This is a genomic window from Heyndrickxia sp. FSL K6-6286 (assembly GCF_038630395.1).
GTDB classification, from domain to species: domain Bacteria; phylum Bacillota; class Bacilli; order Bacillales; family Bacillaceae_C; genus Heyndrickxia; species Heyndrickxia oleronia.
In genome coordinates this window covers 5186990-5203920 of sequence record NZ_CP152029.1, presented here as the reverse complement: position 1 = coordinate 5203920, position 16931 = coordinate 5186990, and the positions used below count along the sequence as shown (strand labels likewise).

The 16931-nt window shown below is 35.7% G+C and carries 12 protein-coding genes and 1 riboswitch; of the genes, 8 read left to right on the top strand and 4 right to left on the bottom strand.

The window, feature by feature from the left end; all coding sequences use genetic code 11:
* Window positions 1–57: 57 nt before the first annotated feature.
* A riboswitch (purine riboswitch) is annotated at window positions 58–159 on the top strand.
* Between the two features lie 157 nt (window positions 160–316).
* From MHI39_RS25990 to manA, 4 genes are all read left to right on the top strand, one after another.
* The gene (locus MHI39_RS25990) at window positions 317–1693 is read left to right on the top strand and encodes a nucleobase:cation symporter-2 family protein (RefSeq protein ID WP_342540461.1); all 1377 of its coding nucleotides are present in this window, start codon (window positions 317–319) and stop codon (window positions 1691–1693) included.
* Between the two features lie 17 nt (window positions 1694–1710).
* Window positions 1711–2730: an aromatic ring-hydroxylating dioxygenase subunit alpha gene (locus tag MHI39_RS25985; RefSeq protein WP_342540460.1), complete on the top strand. Its 1020-nt coding sequence runs from the start codon at window positions 1711–1713 to the stop codon at window positions 2728–2730.
* Window positions 2731–2981: 251 nt separating this feature from the next.
* Window positions 2982–4910, top strand: coding sequence for a BglG family transcription antiterminator (locus MHI39_RS25980; RefSeq protein WP_342540459.1), 1929 nt, complete (start codon window positions 2982–2984; stop codon window positions 4908–4910).
* Window positions 4911–5147: 237 nt separating this feature from the next.
* Entirely contained in the window at window positions 5148–6128 is a 981-nt protein-coding gene (gene manA, locus MHI39_RS25975; protein WP_342540458.1) for a mannose-6-phosphate isomerase, class I, read from the top strand.
* A 144-nt stretch (window positions 6129–6272) separates the two neighbouring features.
* Here the strand turns inward: manA and ahpF are convergent, their stop codons facing one another.
* The 3 genes from ahpF to MHI39_RS25960 all read right to left on the bottom strand — a co-directional run bounded on the left by ahpF (window position 6273) and on the right by MHI39_RS25960 (window position 9770).
* Window positions 6273–7802: an alkyl hydroperoxide reductase subunit F gene (gene ahpF / locus MHI39_RS25970; protein WP_071976304.1), complete on the bottom strand. Its 1530-nt coding sequence runs from the start codon at window positions 7800–7802 to the stop codon at window positions 6273–6275.
* A gap of 12 nt (window positions 7803–7814) precedes the next feature.
* The gene (gene ahpC / locus MHI39_RS25965; protein ID WP_342540457.1) at window positions 7815–8378 is read right to left on the bottom strand and encodes an alkyl hydroperoxide reductase subunit C; all 564 of its coding nucleotides are present in this window, start codon (window positions 8376–8378) and stop codon (window positions 7815–7817) included.
* 633 nt (window positions 8379–9011) lie between these two features.
* The gene (locus tag MHI39_RS25960) at window positions 9012–9770 is read right to left on the bottom strand and encodes an SDR family oxidoreductase (RefSeq protein ID WP_278892471.1); all 759 of its coding nucleotides are present in this window, start codon (window positions 9768–9770) and stop codon (window positions 9012–9014) included.
* Between the two features lie 143 nt (window positions 9771–9913).
* On the opposite strand from MHI39_RS25960, the gene MHI39_RS25955 reads away from it, so the two are divergent.
* Entirely contained in the window at window positions 9914–10477 is a 564-nt protein-coding gene (locus MHI39_RS25955; RefSeq protein ID WP_342540456.1) for a TetR/AcrR family transcriptional regulator, read from the top strand.
* Window positions 10478–10631: 154 nt separating this feature from the next.
* Here MHI39_RS25955 and MHI39_RS25950 read toward each other — a convergent pair whose 3' ends face one another.
* On the bottom strand, window positions 10632–12206 hold the full coding sequence (locus tag MHI39_RS25950) for an IS1182 family transposase (RefSeq protein WP_342540455.1): 1575 nt from the start codon (window positions 12204–12206) through the stop codon (window positions 10632–10634).
* A gap of 260 nt (window positions 12207–12466) precedes the next feature.
* Between MHI39_RS25950 and MHI39_RS25945 the strand changes: the two genes are divergently transcribed.
* From MHI39_RS25945 to MHI39_RS25935, 3 genes are all read left to right on the top strand, one after another.
* Window positions 12467–13516, top strand: a complete 1050-nt coding sequence (locus MHI39_RS25945; protein WP_342540454.1) for a DUF418 domain-containing protein — start codon at window positions 12467–12469, stop codon at window positions 13514–13516.
* 720 nt (window positions 13517–14236) lie between these two features.
* Window positions 14237–14992: an ABC transporter ATP-binding protein gene (locus MHI39_RS25940; RefSeq protein WP_058005082.1), complete on the top strand. Its 756-nt coding sequence runs from the start codon at window positions 14237–14239 to the stop codon at window positions 14990–14992.
* Window position 14993: 1 nt separating this feature from the next.
* Window positions 14994–16931 (top strand): ABC transporter permease, encoded by a 1938-nt coding sequence (locus MHI39_RS25935; protein ID WP_071976307.1) that lies wholly within the window; start codon window positions 14994–14996, stop codon window positions 16929–16931.

The window sequence follows — 16931 nt, the reverse complement described above, 5'->3', positions numbered from 1 at the left end:
TTTTTTATAGAATTTGCCTTGCATTTGATAAAGTTCATGCTATACTGATAACATTCAAAAAAATTAAATATCGTTTTTCATATAATCGTAGGGATATGGCCTACAAGTTTCTACCAGTTTACCGTAAATAAACCGACTATGAAAAGCAGAGTGAAGATAGTCTCCGGTTTATAGGAGGTTTGTCTTTTCTTTCGTATTTCATTGTGAAAGCTCGAAGTACATTGCTTTTCTACGTTGTGGAGAGGCAAGTGCTTTGAGCTTTTTTATTTAGGCTTTGATTATATGGATGTACTGAAAATGTATAGGAGGCTAGATGATGGAAAGTATTGCTAGAGAACGAGAAACAGAGAAAATAGGGACAGATGTTGGTGACCATACGGAGAATATTTCTATACTACAATCGATTTTTTTAGGCATCCAACAAGTATTAGCAATGGACCTTTTTATTCCACCTATGGTTTTAGCCGGATTATTATCATTTTCAGTTACTGAAAATGCTTTGCTCATTCAAATGACATTTATTGCTTGTGGGATAGCAACGATTATTCAAGCAGGAATAGCAATGAAGCTTCCTGTTATGCAGGGTCCATCCTTTGTCCCGCTAAGTGCTCTTGCAGCTATTGGAACAACATCTGGTGTTGGTGCGATGATAGGAAGCTTAATACCTGGGGCCTTGTTAATAGCTATATTGGGTTATCCAATGAAAGTGTTTAGTAAAGTAGTAAGGAAATTTATCCCGCCAATTGTTGCAGGGACAGTTATTGTTGTGGTTGGAATTTCTCTTATGCCTAGTGCCATAAATTCTATTTATACTGCACAAGGTAGTTTTGGAACAAATATGTTTATTGCCCTTATAACAGCAGCTGTTCTGATTTTCTGTATGTATGTTGGCGAAAAGTCTAAAACGAAATTTAGATATATTAAAGTTGCGTCTGTCATTTTAGCATTAGGTATTGGTACGATTGTTGCCTCATTTTTCGGTTTAGTTAATTTTTCATCAGTTGGGAAGTCTGCTTGGTTTCAGATGCCAAGTATCTTTGCATTTGGAAAACCGACTTTTAACCTAGATGCCATTCTCATTATGTTAGCAATTTACTTTATTATTATGATTGAAACGACCGGTACATGGTTTACTGTTAGTAAAGTGACTGACGAACATCTTGATGATAAACGATTAAATGGGGGAGCGTTTGGAGAAGGTTTAGGATGTTTTCTAGGTTCTTTCTTTGGTGGGACACCTGTAACAGGCTATTCCTCTAATGCAGGGATTATTGCAATTACAGGTATTAAAAGCCGTAAGCCAATTATTGCTGGTGGAGTGATTTTAATTTTATTAGGTATGATGCCGAAACTTATGAATGTGATTGCCAGCATTCCTTCAGTTGTCATTAATAGTGTTTTTGCCATTCTTTGTGTAGTGATTATGATGAATGGATTTAAAGTGATCAAAGAAGTTCCTTTTACAGAAAGAAATATGTTAGTAATCGGTGTTTCTATCATGCTTGCGTTGTTTGCAGTACTTATGCCAGCTAATATCTTAAGTGGATTACCAAACTTAGTGACGTATTTTGTCTCATCTGGAACGGCAATTGGTGCTATTACTGCATTGGTACTTAATTTGATACTTCCTCAAAAGCTGGAAGATAGAGGGGTTGCAACGAAGATGACAGAAGTAAGTGCAAAAGTAAATTAGAAGAGGGGAAATCTATTATGCAACAAGATCGATTATGGAATGAATGGCATCCAGTATATAAGGCAGAAGAGTTATTAGATGAACCAAAACAGGTATTTGTTCTAGGTGAGCGTGTGGTAATTTTCCGTAATGAAAAAGGGGTACATGCATTTAAGGATTTATGTATTCACCGTGGAGCTGCACTTTCACTCGGAAAAGTAAAGGATGGGAATTTGGTTTGTCCGTATCATGCATGGGAGTATAATTCTGAAGGAACATGTGTAAAAATTCCTGCATTACCGTGTAAAAGACCGATTCCTAAGAAGGCTAGAGCAACGGTTTATCATTGCCAGGAACAATATGGCTTAATTTGGGTTAATTTAGGCGATGACCCTTCAACTATGATTTCTTATCCTGAATATCATACAGAGGGGTATCGTACAGCTATTTGTGGACCTTATGAAGTAAAGGCAAATGCACCGAGAATTATCGAAAATTTCCTAGACGTTTCACATCTTATGTTTGTTCATGAGGGGATGCTTGGAGTCGAAGATCATGCTGAAGTTATAGATTATGATGTGGAGTTTATTGATAATCGTTTTATTACGAGTAAAATTCCCGTATACCAACCGAATCCTGATGGAAGGTCAAAAGGTGGATACGCAGATTATATTTATGAAATATTAAATCCAACAACTGCCCGATTTACTAAAACAACAGAAGGGTCAGATGAGGAATTTACGATTTTGCTCGTTGTAAATCAGGAAGATAAAGAACAAGCAAAGGCATTTATGCTATTAACTCGAAATTATGATTTAGATAAATCAGATGATGCGTTTATTGAATTTCAGGATATTATTTTCAATCAAGATTTAGACATTGTCGAAAGTCAAAAACCTGAACTTCTCCCACTAGATTTACAGGCAGAAATGCACCTTAAATCTGATGCACTAACTATCGCTTATCGTAGATGGCTGAATGAGCTAGGAGTAGAAAACGGTGTAATCGCTCTTAGTGATGAAAAGCGAAGTAAGCGTAAAGCATCTTTAGTAAAATAAAAAACTATTAGTAAAATCATTATCAATGAACCGGCATAGGAGGCTTCCATCGCCGGTTTTTTTTACTTTTATAATGTGTTTAGGAGAAGGGATAGACAAAATTTTAACTGCTTAATAATGTCAATAATATAAACGATGGTAGGTGCTAAAAACTATAGTAGAATAAATGTAATCTTACTTTGTCGATTGATTCGTCATTGAAATAAAGTTAAACTTTGCATATATCGCCATTTAAGAGCAGGTGCAACTAGATGAATAATAGACAGAAGGAATTGTTGAGAAGATTGCTCATTCATGAAGAAGGGGCATTGCATATTAAAGATTTGGCGTCAGAGCTTGATTGTGCGGAAAAGACGATCCGGAATGATTTGGACCGGTTGGAGGAATTTTTACTTGAATTCCCTAATACCGGTTTAATTCGTAAGCCTGGTTTAGGTATTTCTATTGCTATTGATGATGATAAACGTAAAGATATTTTACACCGTCTTCTTTCAAATGAGCCAAAAACTATGGAAGAGCGGTTATTTGAAATGGCCTTTCAACTGTTGACGAATAATAAGCCTACAACATTACAGTATTGGGCAGATCGTTATTATGTTCCAAAAGCAGCAGTTAAGAAAGACATTGATATCATTAGTAATTGGATACAGCGCTTTGACCTTGAGCTCATTACAAAGCAACGGTTTGGGAATACGATACAGGGGTCGGAGTTAAAAAAACGAAATGCATTAGCCCATTTATCCGAGCTCATTCCATCTACTTCAAGTGATAAAAATTTGGTATTAGATTTATTTTTGCCATATGAAATTACGATCGTGAGAAATGCATTGCATGATTTAAAGAATCGATTTTCTCTTACTTTTACAGATGGTGCTTTGGAAAGTTTGCTTGTACATACGCTGATTATGATTAAACGCACACGACAAAGGGCGCAAGTATTTATCCAAGGGTTTGAAAAAGAGAGTGCAGAGAATAGTCAAGAATACAACTATACAAATTGGTTTTTCGAACAACTTGAATCGGTTTTTCGGTTAGTCTTTCCTGATGAGGAGCGGGTTTATTTTACCTGGCATCTCATGAGTAGCAAACGAATGGAAGAGGAGTTAGAACGGATATTAATAAAGGATGAAGAAACGACCAGAATTATGAATACACTGATATACAAAATGGAAAATCTAACCCAATTACCATTTGTGGCAGATCCCATTTTAGCAAGTGGACTAGCTGTTCATATGCATTCTGTTATCAATCGCATCAAGTTTGGCTTTCCAATTACTAACCCATTGTTTGAAAATATCAAACGAATGTATCCGTATATGTTCAGTATGGTCATATTGGTTCTCGAGGAACTAAACACCACTTTTTCGATCGACATCCCAGAAGATGAGGCAGCATACATTGTACTTCATTTTCAAGCCTCTCTTGAACGTATAGAAGGAGGAAGAGAAGAGAAAAAAAGAGCCTTGATTGTTTGTCATATGGGTATTGGCATGTCACATTTGTTGGAGGCGAAGATTAAACAACAGTATCAGGGCATTGAAATTCAAGCCTGTATTAGTAAAATTAAGGTGAAAAATTATGTAGAGATTTTCCAACCTGATTTTATCATTTCAACCGTACCACTTGAAAATGTGAATAGTGAGTATATCGTTATTTCCCCGCTCTTTGGACAGGATGACAAGCAGAAATTGCGTCAATTTGTTGAGGGGTTAGTCAACAAACGTAAGTCTATTACTACAAATAATGTATTGTCGCAATACTTAGTGGATGATCTTATGTTCTTTCATGTAGAAAAAGAGCATCGTTATGAGGTTGTGGAAATGTTGGCCAGGGCTCTTTTTGAAAAAGGATATGTTAAAGAAGAATTTATACGTAATGCTATCAAACGGGAGCATTCATCGGCAACGGCCATTGGTGGAAGTATCGCCATACCGCACGGGGATCCGTCATTAATTCAAACATCCGCTGTTGCGACAGCAATTTTAAAAAAACCTATGGAATGGGGCAGTGAGCAAGTATCACTAGTATTTATGTTGGCAATTTCAAAGGGAGATCAAGGAGATATTCGTGAAGTGATTGGGGAAATTGCCTCCTTAAGTCAGTCACCATTGGTGGGACTCGCATTAACTGGGGCAAATGATTATAAGGACTTTTTAGGAATATTGGAGAAGAAACAATAATCGATTTACTCATTGGCCACAATGTATTGTGGCCATTTTGCTTTTTCTAGAGGTCATCTAGTAATTTTTGATTCATTATATGTCGATTAAGGCCATTCATTTGGAGTGATATTTGAATGTTTCTATAGTCATTATTAGAGAGTATTTAAAAGCATAGGGACGGTTCTCTTGCTTCCTTCTGTATCTGAAGTATAAGCATAAGAACCGTCCCTTCGCTTCAAATGGAGGTTAATATTAATGTATAAAAATGAGCCAATCTTTTTACAGCCTGTATTTCAAGAGAGGATTTGGGGAGGGAAGAAGCTGAGAGAAGAATTTAATTATGATATTCCGTATGAGAGGACAGGGGAGGCGTGGGTGATTTCAGCACATCCGCATGGTCCAAGCCATATTATTAATGGCCCTTTTGCAGGGAGAACATTGGCAGATGCATGGAATGAGCATAAGGAGTTATTTAATAAACCTAATGACTATCAAGGAGAATATCCCTTACTTATAAAGATTCTGGATGCAGCTGATGATTTATCCGTACAAGTCCATCCCAATGATCGATTTGCCCGTGAAGTGGAAGGGGTTCCGTATGGTAAGACCGAATGTTGGTATGTGTTGAGTGCTGAAGAAGGAGCGGAACTTGTGTTAGGGCATCATGCTAAAACAGCAGAGGAATTGGCGCAATGGATTGATCAAAGTGAATGGGACAAGCTCTTAAGACATGTGAAAGTAAAAAGTGGAGATTTTGTCTATGTTCCAAGTGGTACGATTCATGCGATTGGAAAAGGTATTGTTATCCTTGAAACACAGCAAAGTTCTGACATAACCTATCGAGTTTATGATTATGATCGAACAGATGCCTCTGGTGAAAAGAGAGAATTGCATCTAGGTCGCTCAAAACAAGTAACCACTGTTCCACACAAAGATGTTGTTGTCCAACCAACGGAGAAGATAAATGGTGATTTAATCGACAAGAAATTAGTTGAGGAACAATATTTTACTGTGCATCATTGGCAATTAAATGGACGTGCTGTCTGTGATATGGATAAAAACTTTTTACAGGTAAGTGTGATAGAAGGACAGGCAGTCCTTACCATTAATGAAAAGTCATTTACTATTGAAAAAGGGAACCATTTTATCTTACCGAATGGTATTCAACAATATTCATTGGCAGGGCAAGCAGAATTTATTGTTTCTCATGAATCCATAATACCGAAGGATGAATGATCTAAATCCCTATAAAATTATATATTTCCACATTTCATTGGTTTCATTGCCATAATGATTGGTAATAAAATCATTCAAATAAATGAGGGAACAAAAAAAGTCACTGTGCTACCAAAAACTTGATAGCGCAGTGACTTTGTTCTATTAATTTCTGATTAAATAATCGAATGCACCTAAAGCTGCATTTGCACCTGAACCCATGGAAATAATAATTTGTTTATATGGGCTATTCGTGCAGTCTCCTGCAGCAAATACTCCAGGTATGCTCGTTGCTCCACGGTTATCTACTACAATCTCGCCCATTCTAGTACGTTCAACCGTATCACCTAACCAATCAGTATTTGGAACAAGACCAATTTGAACGAAGACTCCTTGTAATTCTACATGGTGCTCTTCTTCTGTCTCACGGTCTATATAGGTAATGCCGTTTACTTTATCAGTACCGGTAATTTCCTTCGTTTGTGCGTTCTTAATAACTGTAACGTTTGGAAGGCTGTAAAGGCGATCTTGTAATACAGAATCAGCTTTTAGTTCTGCTGCATATTCAATAACTGTTACGTGCTTGACGATACCTGCAAGGTCAATAGCTGCTTCAATACCTGAATTACCACCGCCGATTACGGCAACGTCTTTTCCTTCAAATAATGGACCATCACAGTGAGGGCAATATGCGACACCTTTGTTTTTGAACTCGGCTTCTCCAGGAACTCCGACATTGCGCCAGCGAGCACCTGTTGAAAGAATGACTGTTTTACTCTTTAGAACAGCACCATTTTCAAGCTCGATTTCAACAAAGTCTTTTTTCTCTAAGCGCTTAGCACGTTGAGAATTCATGATATCGATATCGTATTCTTTCACGTGTTCTTCAAGGCTTGCAGCGAGCTTAGGGCCTTCAGTGTATTTCACGCTAATGAAGTTTTCAATGCCCAGTGTATCCATGATCTGACCGCCAAAACGGTCAGCCACAATACCTGTACGAATGCCTTTACGTGCTGCATAGATCGCTGCACTCGCACCAGATGGGCCTCCACCAACAACAAGCACATCAAAGGGGTCCTTATCTGAAAACTCAGAGGCATCAGCAGTATTCCCCATTTTAGTAAGAATTTCTTCGAGTGTCATTCTACCACTACCAAAAGATTCGCCATTTAGGAAAACCGAAGGTACAGCCATAATGCCTTTGCTTTCAACTTCTTCTTTGAAAGCCGCACCGTCAATCATCGTATGGGTAATGCCAGGATTGAGAACACTCATAATGTTCAAAGCTTGTACAACATCTGGGCAGTTATGACAGCTTAGGCTAACATATGTTTCAAAATGATATTCGCCTTCGATGCCTTTTACTCGGTCGATTAAGCTTTGGTCAATCTTTGGAGCTCTTCCACTTACTTGTAAAAGAGCTAGCACGAATGAAGTAAATTCGTGACCAAGAGGAATACCAGCAAAAGCGATCCCAGTATCTTCGCCAATGCGATTGACACTAAAGCTTGGTGTTTTCGCTAATGTTGTTTTCTCTATTTTTATTTTTGGTGACATGGTTGCTAACTCATCAACTAGAGATAGAATGTCATTTGATAACTTATCGGATCCTGCACTAACTTTAAGTAGTACATCATTTTCCAATAGTTGTAGATATTGATTTAATTGTGCCTTAATATCTGCATCCAGAATCATTTATAGCACCCCTTAGATTTTCCCTACAAGATCAAGGCTTGGTTTAAGTGTTTCTTCGCCTTCCTTCCATTTAGCTGGGCAAACCTCACCAGGATTGTTACGAACATATTGTGCTGCTTTAATTTTGTTAATAAGTGTGCTAGCATCACGGCCAATGCCATCAGCGTTAATTTCAATCGCTTGGATAACCCCATCAGGGTCAATGATGAATGTACCACGGTCAGCTTGTCCTAATTCTTCGATGAATACATCAAAGTTGCGAGAAAGAACATGCGCAGGGTCACCAATCATTGTATAAGTAATTTTACCGATTGCTTCAGATGTATCGTGCCATGCTTTATGTGTGAAGTGAGAATCTCTTGATACAGAGAATACTTCTACTCCTAATTCTTGAAGAGCTGGATATTGATCTTGAAGGTCCTCAAGTTCTGTTGGGCAAACGAAGGTAAAATCAGCTGGGTAGAAGCAAACAACACTCCAGTGACCTTTAAAATTTTCTTCAGTAACTTCCATGAAATCGCCGTTTCTGTATGCTTGTGCTTTGAATGGTAATACTTCTTTTCCGATTAAAGACATAAGTAAATTCCTCCTAGTTGAGTTTTAATTTATAAAATAGGTAGTTAGGACATAAAGTCATAACTATTAAAAACTAAATATAATTCTGCTTTTGATTATAATTAGTTTTTTATAATAATTATAATTCAAAAACCATTATCATATAGATCTTATTGATTTGTCAAGGAAATAAACTTTTATTCTTAATATTGGCTGTTTCCATATCGTTTGCTTGTTCTTGTAATAGTCAACTGCCGACTGTTACACCCAATAAAGGATTCACGCGGTTCTTATGCGGGTGGCAAGACTTTTCTCAGTAAATTTTAAAGGTGTGGCGATCTTCAGCCGATCATTTTTCGTTTAAAATTTACTTAAATAGCAACAATGTTTGAGAAAAGAGTCTTAATATTAATTGGTTATCCATATAAGATTATTAAATTCTTATTAGCATTCTATATTGTAAGTGGAAATAGGAGTTGACGTTATAGTGAGGATGTAAGGCAATTTTCAATTGATATTATTATTTCTCAATTAACAAATATTATACATACCGGCTCGGATAGAAGAAAAAGACCACTGCTGAGTGGTCTCTTGTTTTGGATTTTTTTCAAATCACGTTGCTATTTATAAATATAGGTTGTCATTAAAAGGAAATTAATAAGCGGTCCAACCACCATCAACAGCAATAACTTGTCCATTGACAAAGCTTGATTCATCTGACCCTAAAAAGATAGCCATTTGTGCAATTTCCTCAGGTTGGCCGGCACGAGGATTAATAGCTAAACCTAATGATTGACGACCTGCACCAAATTCACTCACATTTGTCATCGTTGAAGCAATATTTGTTATAACTGCTCCTGGAGCAATACCGTTGCAACGGATGTTTTTATCTGCATACATGAAAGCTGTGTTTTTTGTAAGGCCTACGACAGCATGTTTTGAAGCAGTATAAGCAGCACCAGCACGTGCACCATATAAACCCCCGGCAGAGATATTATTTACTATAGTTCCATGTCCTTGTTCTAAAAAGAGATTGATTGCGATACGCATAGATTTCATAACTGCTAATGTATTTACAGCGAATACTTTTTCCCAGCGTTCATCCGTAACTTCTCCTACGGGCTCCATGCCATCCATGATGCCAGCATTATTAACAAGGATATCTAATGTTCCAAAGGCTTGTTTCGTTTCTGTGAATAAACGTTGTAGATCATCTTCAGAAGCTACGTTTGTTTGGACGGCGATTGCTTCTCCACCTGATGCCTTAATTCCTTCAACAACTAATTTTGCACCATCTAAGTTTATATCTGATACAACAACCTTTGCACCTTCTTTTGCATAACCTTCTGCAATTGCCTTACCCATACCTGATGCAGCACCAGTGATAATAGCTACTTTTCCATCTAATCTCATTCGAAATGCCCCCTTTAATTTTATTGTACAGTTGTTCAATAAAAATTATAATAAAGTTGGACAGACGCCTACAATTACAAAATAACGATATTTGTTCAATAATTAACACAAATTAAAAAATATGTTCAATAAAAGGTGATAAAATGAGTACCGATTTGCGTATCCAGAAAACGAAAGAGGCATTGCATCGTGCATTATTAGAATTATTGAAGGGAAAAACTCTAGAAATTATCACAGTCTCGGAAATTTGCAGGAAAGCAAAGGTCAGTCGAGGTACATTTTATTTACATTATTCCAATATCGAGGAATTATTTGAGGAGTATTTTATGGAGATAACCGCGGATTTAATCAATTCTTATCAAGAGCCGTACCGCCACGTATCCGTGTTAAAAACGAGCGAATTAGATCCTTCTACTATTCGGATATTTCATCATATCGAAAAATATCAACCTTTCTACAAAATTATCTTTTCAAAAAAAGTTCCATTGACGTACTATTATTTATTATTTGAAACAATTAATCATTTATTGCTTCAAGATACAGAAGCAATCATTAAAAGTGGAATCAATCGACAGCTTTATTGTGCTTATCAAGCTAATGCTATGATTGGTATGATTATACATTGGTATCAGAATGATTTTTCATATAGTGTGAACGATTTAAATAGTCAACTCGTTCAAATATTAAATATGAAAATAACTACTTAATCATGTAGACAGTAAATGGGACAATAACAATCATTAAAAAAATATTTTTGGATTATATTAGAGGCTGGGACATAACTAGCTTCAAATAGTGAAAAAGTTGAATTTGAGCGAACTGAAATTCAACTTTTTCTATTTTTGTGTGTTGATCCTTCTATTACCGTAGTTGTTTGGCCGTGAATTTTCTTAAATTCACGGCCATTAATGCGAGTCCCATTTCATTTTCTACCTTCGATTTTCCTCGTACAGAAAATCGAGTGAAACGCAAATTAGCCTTCAAGAATCCAAAAACTGGTTCCACATCGATTTTGCGTTTTCGATAGATGGTGCTCGTTTTCTCTTCTGAAAGCTTCGCTCTCACATATTCTTTTTGTTGTTCCCATTGTTCATTCACCATTAGTTTTCGATTGTTGCCTTCTTTAGCTTTTGTACATGATGAACGGAATGGACATCCCGAACAGTCCTCACACTCGTAGATCTTGAACCTTCGTTGAAATCCTGTACGATCAGTACGGACAGAATGATAGTGAAATTCAAGACGTTTCTGGTTAGGGCATATATATGTATCTGTATCTTCACAATACTGCCAGTTATCGGGATTCAATGGGTTTTGTTTGTACTTTTTCTTTTGCTCCTTCAAATATAGATTATACGTAATCAGTGCTTCTCGTTTTCTGTTCGAAAGGATATCATTATAGTTTTGTTCACTACCATAACCTGCATCTGCGACAATATGTTTCGGTAACACGAAATAATGGTTCTCGATTTCATCAAGAAATGGAATTAACGTACGTGTATCTGTTGGGTTTGAAAATAAACTATAGGCAAGCGTGTATTGCCCTTCCGTTGCGATTTGTACATTGTAGCCAGCTTTCAATTGTCCGTTTTGCATATAATCATCTTTCATTCGCATAAATGTCGCGTCCAGATCTGTTTTAGAATAGCTATTACGTGTGCCAAAGATTTCAAAGTCTCGTTGGTATTTTTGTTTTCGTAAGACAAAATCAATCAACTGTTTACGCACTTGTTTCGGGTATTTGCGTTCACTTCTTAAAGCTTTTCGTTCTGGAACGTCTGATGATTCCTTAATTTGTTTATCATACTCAGCTACGACATTGTCCACTTTTCCTACCAATTGAGCGAGCTCTTTCAATGATAATTGTTCATCACCTTCCCGTTCAATTTCAGGTATAATTTCGTTCTCAAGTAGCTCGTTATATAGCTGGTTTGACCTTTCAATTAAACTGTGATGATATTTCTCAATCGATTTCTTCCAGACAAACGTAAATTTATTCGCATTTGCTTCAATCTTTGTACCATCAATAAAAATTGCTTCTTGATCGATTAGTTTTTCTTCGATTAATTGGCAACGAAATTGGACGAAACATTGGCGAATTAATTCTTTCACATCTGAATGAACACGGAATCGATTGATTGTACGGTAGCTTGGTTCATACCCTTGTGATAGCCACATCATCCGGATACTGTCTTTTAATAGGGCTTCAATTTTTCGCCCTGAAAAGACAGATTGGGTGTAGGCACATAAAATAATTTTAAGCATCATGCGTGGATGATAAGCAGGATAGCCCTCATTTCGCAGAAATGGTTCGAAAACTTCATGAGGAATACTTTCAACTAGATGATGGATATGAAAGGCAATATCATTTTTTTGTAATTTTACTTCTAAATCTAAAGGCAAAACTAATTGATTCATGGTATAATTTTTAAACATAAGGATCCTTCTTTCTGTATAATTTTGTTGTGGTGACTTAATTTTATCAGAAGTGGTCCTTATTTTTGTTAAAAAAATAATCAAAGCCGGTGAAATTTTACTTGTCGTAAAATTTCACCGGCTTTTTCATCTCAGAGGTGGGTTTTGTCCCAGCCTCATTTTTTATTGTTAAGGTTAATGTAAGGTTCAGATTAAAAGGGTGTAAGGTTTGTTTATTAAACTAATTATATTCACATTATTTTAGTAGAGGAGTTTATTGTATGAAACCTTCCATTCCTCAGAAAGAACGTATCTTGTCTCTAGACATTATCCGTGGTATAGCATTATTTGGCATACTACTAATTAATGTCGGGGCATATAAAATCATTATGGGTGAAGAAAGTCTTCCTGTTTACAGTGGTTTTAATAGGATTGTCGACACACTCATTGACATGTTTATTGAGAAAAAATTCTTTTCAATCTTTTCATTTTTATTTGGTGTAGGGTTTTATATTTTTGCCTCACGTGCTGAAAGCCGTGGAGATAAGCCGCGTTGGAGGTTTGCTAGGCGTTTAATCGCCCTTTTCCTCATTGGGATCATCCATTTTTTTGTTTTTTGGGGATCGATTTTATCTATATATGCAATCATAGGTCTATTCCTTCTACCTTTTTATCGAGCAAGGGTGTCTACAATTAGTAAGTGGTTAGGAATGATAATTGTTTTTTATATGTTTTCAATTGTAATGAATCTATTTGCTCCGGATATGGGGGTATTTTCTAAAGTTTTTGCCTTTATAGGAAATGATGCAATTGCTATTTTCATTATGTTTTTATCAGGATTTCTAGCTGCTAAAGCAGATTGGATTCGTCATGTTCGTGATTTATCCAGACAAATAAGGCTGATACAAATGGTGACATTCCCATTATTCATTGGTTTCTCAGCCTGGATTTGGTTTGCCTCTCAAGCAGATGATCAAAATATCCAATCAATTATTGGGCTTGGATTAATACCGACCACCTATTTTTACCTTGTAAGCTTATTTTCTATCTTAGAACATAAGCAGATCACAAAATTTCTTCAGCCAATTGCACATGTTGGTCAAATGGCATTTACAAATTATTGGGCGCAAAGCTTTATTGGGTTGGGAATCATTTCATTAATGGGGCTTGAAGTAGTGTCACCAAGTAACATTGTGATCATTTCAATCGTCATTTATGTGATCCAAATGTGTTATAGTGTCATCTGGTTTAAGTTCTTCAAGATGGGGCCATTAGAGAAGGTATGGCGTTTTATGACATATGGGAGGAAAATTCCTGCCAAAGTGAAATAAACATGACGCCGTTGTCATGAATTGTTTTTTAATAGAAATGAAAATTGAGTTAGACAAAGTCCTCTAAGTTGTAGGACTGTCTAACTTACATTCTATAGATTACACTTAGACTGAAGCTTTCTATATATCCTTCCAATAGAAGGTGTATTCATTATATTTGTTATCTTAGACTTTTTACTAATCTTCCATCGATGACTAAAGTTATAGAAAATATAGATCTATAAGTATCTAGTCAACCATCGTTGCTCTTCTACCAACAACTCGAAATACATCCTCTTTTAACATCTAATCCAGTTTATTATTTTGAAGCATTTTTGATTATATCAGTAGTAGCTTAGTAATTTGGTTCCAACGCTCTACCTATCTTGGGCTTTATCTAGGTGAAAATAATGATCTCTAAGGCAGAAACCCTGTGAAAATTAGGTTTCTGCTTTTTTAAGGTTTTTGTAAGGTTCAAATTAAAATGATGTAAGGTACAGTCAGTATAATTATTTTTGTTGATAGAGCTGCTTACTTATTGAGCTTTAAACTCAAACAATTCAAGCAGAATTGAACCTATTGTTCTTCGTCAATTGCAATGAATGATAAGATCGGCATATTTTCGGGGGCATTTTTTTTAAAAGGTTATTCTTTCTTAATAATATGGCAGAGTATAAGGGCATTGTTTACAAAATCAACTTAGTTTAAGGAAAGATCTTTAATAAACAGGAGGATTTCTTAATGAAAACAATTTTATCCGCAAAAAATGTTCAAAAAATATATGGCTCAAAAGGAAATCAATACAAAGCATTGGAAGATATTAATTTAGAAATAAAGGAAGGCGAATTTATTGGAATTATGGGGCCTTCAGGAGCAGGTAAATCAACATTATTAAATATTTTATCGACGATTGATACGCCCTCAGCTGGGGATATAATCATCGCTAATCAAAATATCGTCAAAATGAAGGAAGAAGAACTTTCCGATTTCCGCCGGAATCAACTCGGATTTATTTTCCAGGACTACAATTTACTAGATACGCTAACGGTAAAGGAAAATATTTTGCTTCCCTTGGCGTTATCGAAGGTCCCAGCACAACAAATAAACAAACGCGTCGAGGAGATTGCTGATACCTTTGGGATTCGAGAAATACTTCATAAATATCCGTACCATATATCTGGAGGTCAAAAACAGAGAACAGCTGCATCCCGTGCAATAGTAACTAATCCAAGCCTAATCTTGGCGGACGAGCCTACAGGTGCCTTGGATTCAAAATCTGCAACAAGCTTATTAGAAAGCTTAACCTCCCTTAATGAAAATAATCAATCAACCATTCTTATGGTTACACATGATGCGTTTGCTGCAAGCTTTTGTAAAAGAATTCTATTTATTAAGGATGGACGAATCTTCGCAGAAATTCATAAAGTGCAGCAGTCTCGTCAGGAATTCTTTCAAAAAATAGTTGATGTCCTTGTTTCACTTGGAGGTGGACATTAGAATGACTCTATTTAGCATTGCTAGAAAAAATATTAGGAAAAATTTCACCAATTATTTTTTATATATTGCATCAATGATCTTTAGTATTGTCATTTACTTTACTTTTGTTTCTTTAAAGTATGATGATGCTATCCAAGCTTCAACAGACTCTTCTACAAAAATTAGTTCAGCCTTTAATGGTGCTGCCGTTGTTTTAATGATTTTTGTTGCCGTCTTTATCTGGTATTCGAATTCATTTTTTACGAAGAAACGGAAAAAAGAAGTCGGACTTTACTCTTTATTAGGTGTTAGAAAGAAACAAATTGGTCAAATGTTATTTTACGAAAACTTTATTATGGGCATCATCGCTCTTATTATTGGGATCGTCCTTGGTACACTATTGTCTAAGTTCTTTGTAACACTTTTAATGAAAATCATGGGCTATGAAGCAATGGGGAATTTTGTTATCTCGCCCGCAGCTATCATAAACACAATTGTTGTATTCATTATTATTACAGCCATTACTTCCATTCATGGTTACCGGTTAATTTATCGTTTTAAATTAATTGAGCTATTTAAGGCAGAGCAAGAAGGGGAGAAGGAACCAAAAGCATCCTTCTTAATTGCCGTTTTCTCCATTATATTACTGGGTATTGGCTATTGGTTAGCTCTACAAAATTTATTAGAGTCAAATGCGTGGAGAACACTGGGCTTTGCGGTAACTCCAATCGTTATTTTGGTTACAGTAATTCTCGGTACTTATTTATTATTTAGTACATTAACCGTATATCTATTGAAGGTATTAAGTAAAAATAAAAAGCATTTTTGGCATGGGATTAATCTGATTAGTATATCCCAACTACTTTATCGAATGAAGGGAAATGCCCGTACATTAACGATTATCGCAGTATTAAGTGCTACTACACTATCTGCAGTCGGAGCTGCTTATAGTTTTTATTATAACAATAGAAGTAATGCAGAAATAGCCAATCCAAATAGCATGATGTTTATAACGAAGGATTCACATATCGCTGACCAGGTCAAAGAGCGTGTATCACAGGATAAAAGCCATAAGATTGTCTATCATGAGACCATTCCAACACTAAATATAGATGTTGATATTACAAATCTAAATAGTAAAATGTCTGCGGATCAAGTGGAATATAGCGTTATTGACAATAAAACCTATAATAAATTAATAAAGTTACAAAAAAGAAATGACTCCCTTTCACTGAAAGGAAATGAAGCAGCTGTCCTAGATGCAGGTTATTTTGAAGGTTTATCACCTAAATATGTAGGATCAACAGTTTCATTAAAGGTAAATGATAGCAGTAAAAATATAACCTTTAAAACTTTGAAGAAATTTAATGTTCTCAATCTCTATACAGCTAATACAACACTTGTAGTTAGTAATGAATTATTTTCGAAATTAGCAAATGAAACAAATCTAGTAAACATAGAAGCATACAAAATAACGAATGAAGATGATGCGAAGATCTTAACGAAAGATATTCAATCTTTATTACCAGAGGAAGCATACTTTTCAAACTTCTATAGTAATTATGCTCAAGGAATGGAGTCATCAGGTTTAATTATATTCATGGGTGGTTTCCTTGGATTAGTATTTCTTGCAGCAACAGGTAGTATCATTTACTTTAAACAACTTACGGAAGCAAATATAGATAAAGAGCGCTATGAAATTTTACACAAAATTGGTGTAAATAAAAAAGAAGTAAAAAAATCTATTGCTAGACAAATATTATTTATTTTTGCCCTTCCACTTATTGCAGGAATTGCTCATAGTATCGTTGCTTTAACAGCTTTATCAAGGCTAATGCAAACAAACTTAGTTATTCCAGTGTTCATTTGTATAGGTATTTACGTATGTATTTATATTGCCTATTACTTCTTAACAGTGAATACCTACTACAAAATTGTAACGAAATCAGATAAACAATAA

Bases quoted from the DNA above. Each gene is read 5' to 3' on its own strand.
- MHI39_RS25990 (WP_342540461.1), top strand. From the start codon at position 317: ATGGAAAGTATTGCTAGAGAACGAGAAACAGAGAAAATAGGGACAGAT.
- MHI39_RS25985 (WP_342540460.1), top strand. From the start codon at position 1,711: ATGCAACAAGATCGATTATGGAATGAATGGCATCCAGTATATAAGGCA.
- MHI39_RS25980 (WP_342540459.1), top strand. From the start codon at position 2,982: ATGAATAATAGACAGAAGGAATTGTTGAGAAGATTGCTCATTCATGAA.
- manA (WP_342540458.1), top strand. From the start codon at position 5,148: ATGTATAAAAATGAGCCAATCTTTTTACAGCCTGTATTTCAAGAGAGG.
- ahpF (WP_071976304.1), bottom strand. From the start codon at position 7,802: ATGATTCTGGATGCAGATATTAAGGCACAATTAAATCAATATCTACAA.
- ahpC (WP_342540457.1), bottom strand. From the start codon at position 8,378: ATGTCTTTAATCGGAAAAGAAGTATTACCATTCAAAGCACAAGCATAC.
- MHI39_RS25960 (WP_278892471.1), bottom strand. From the start codon at position 9,770: ATGAGATTAGATGGAAAAGTAGCTATTATCACTGGTGCTGCATCAGGT.
- MHI39_RS25955 (WP_342540456.1), top strand. From the start codon at position 9,914: ATGAGTACCGATTTGCGTATCCAGAAAACGAAAGAGGCATTGCATCGT.
- MHI39_RS25950 (WP_342540455.1), bottom strand. From the start codon at position 12,206: ATGTTTAAAAATTATACCATGAATCAATTAGTTTTGCCTTTAGATTTA.
- MHI39_RS25945 (WP_342540454.1), top strand. From the start codon at position 12,467: ATGAAACCTTCCATTCCTCAGAAAGAACGTATCTTGTCTCTAGACATT.
- MHI39_RS25940 (WP_058005082.1), top strand. From the start codon at position 14,237: ATGAAAACAATTTTATCCGCAAAAAATGTTCAAAAAATATATGGCTCA.
- MHI39_RS25935 (WP_071976307.1), top strand. From the start codon at position 14,994: ATGACTCTATTTAGCATTGCTAGAAAAAATATTAGGAAAAATTTCACC.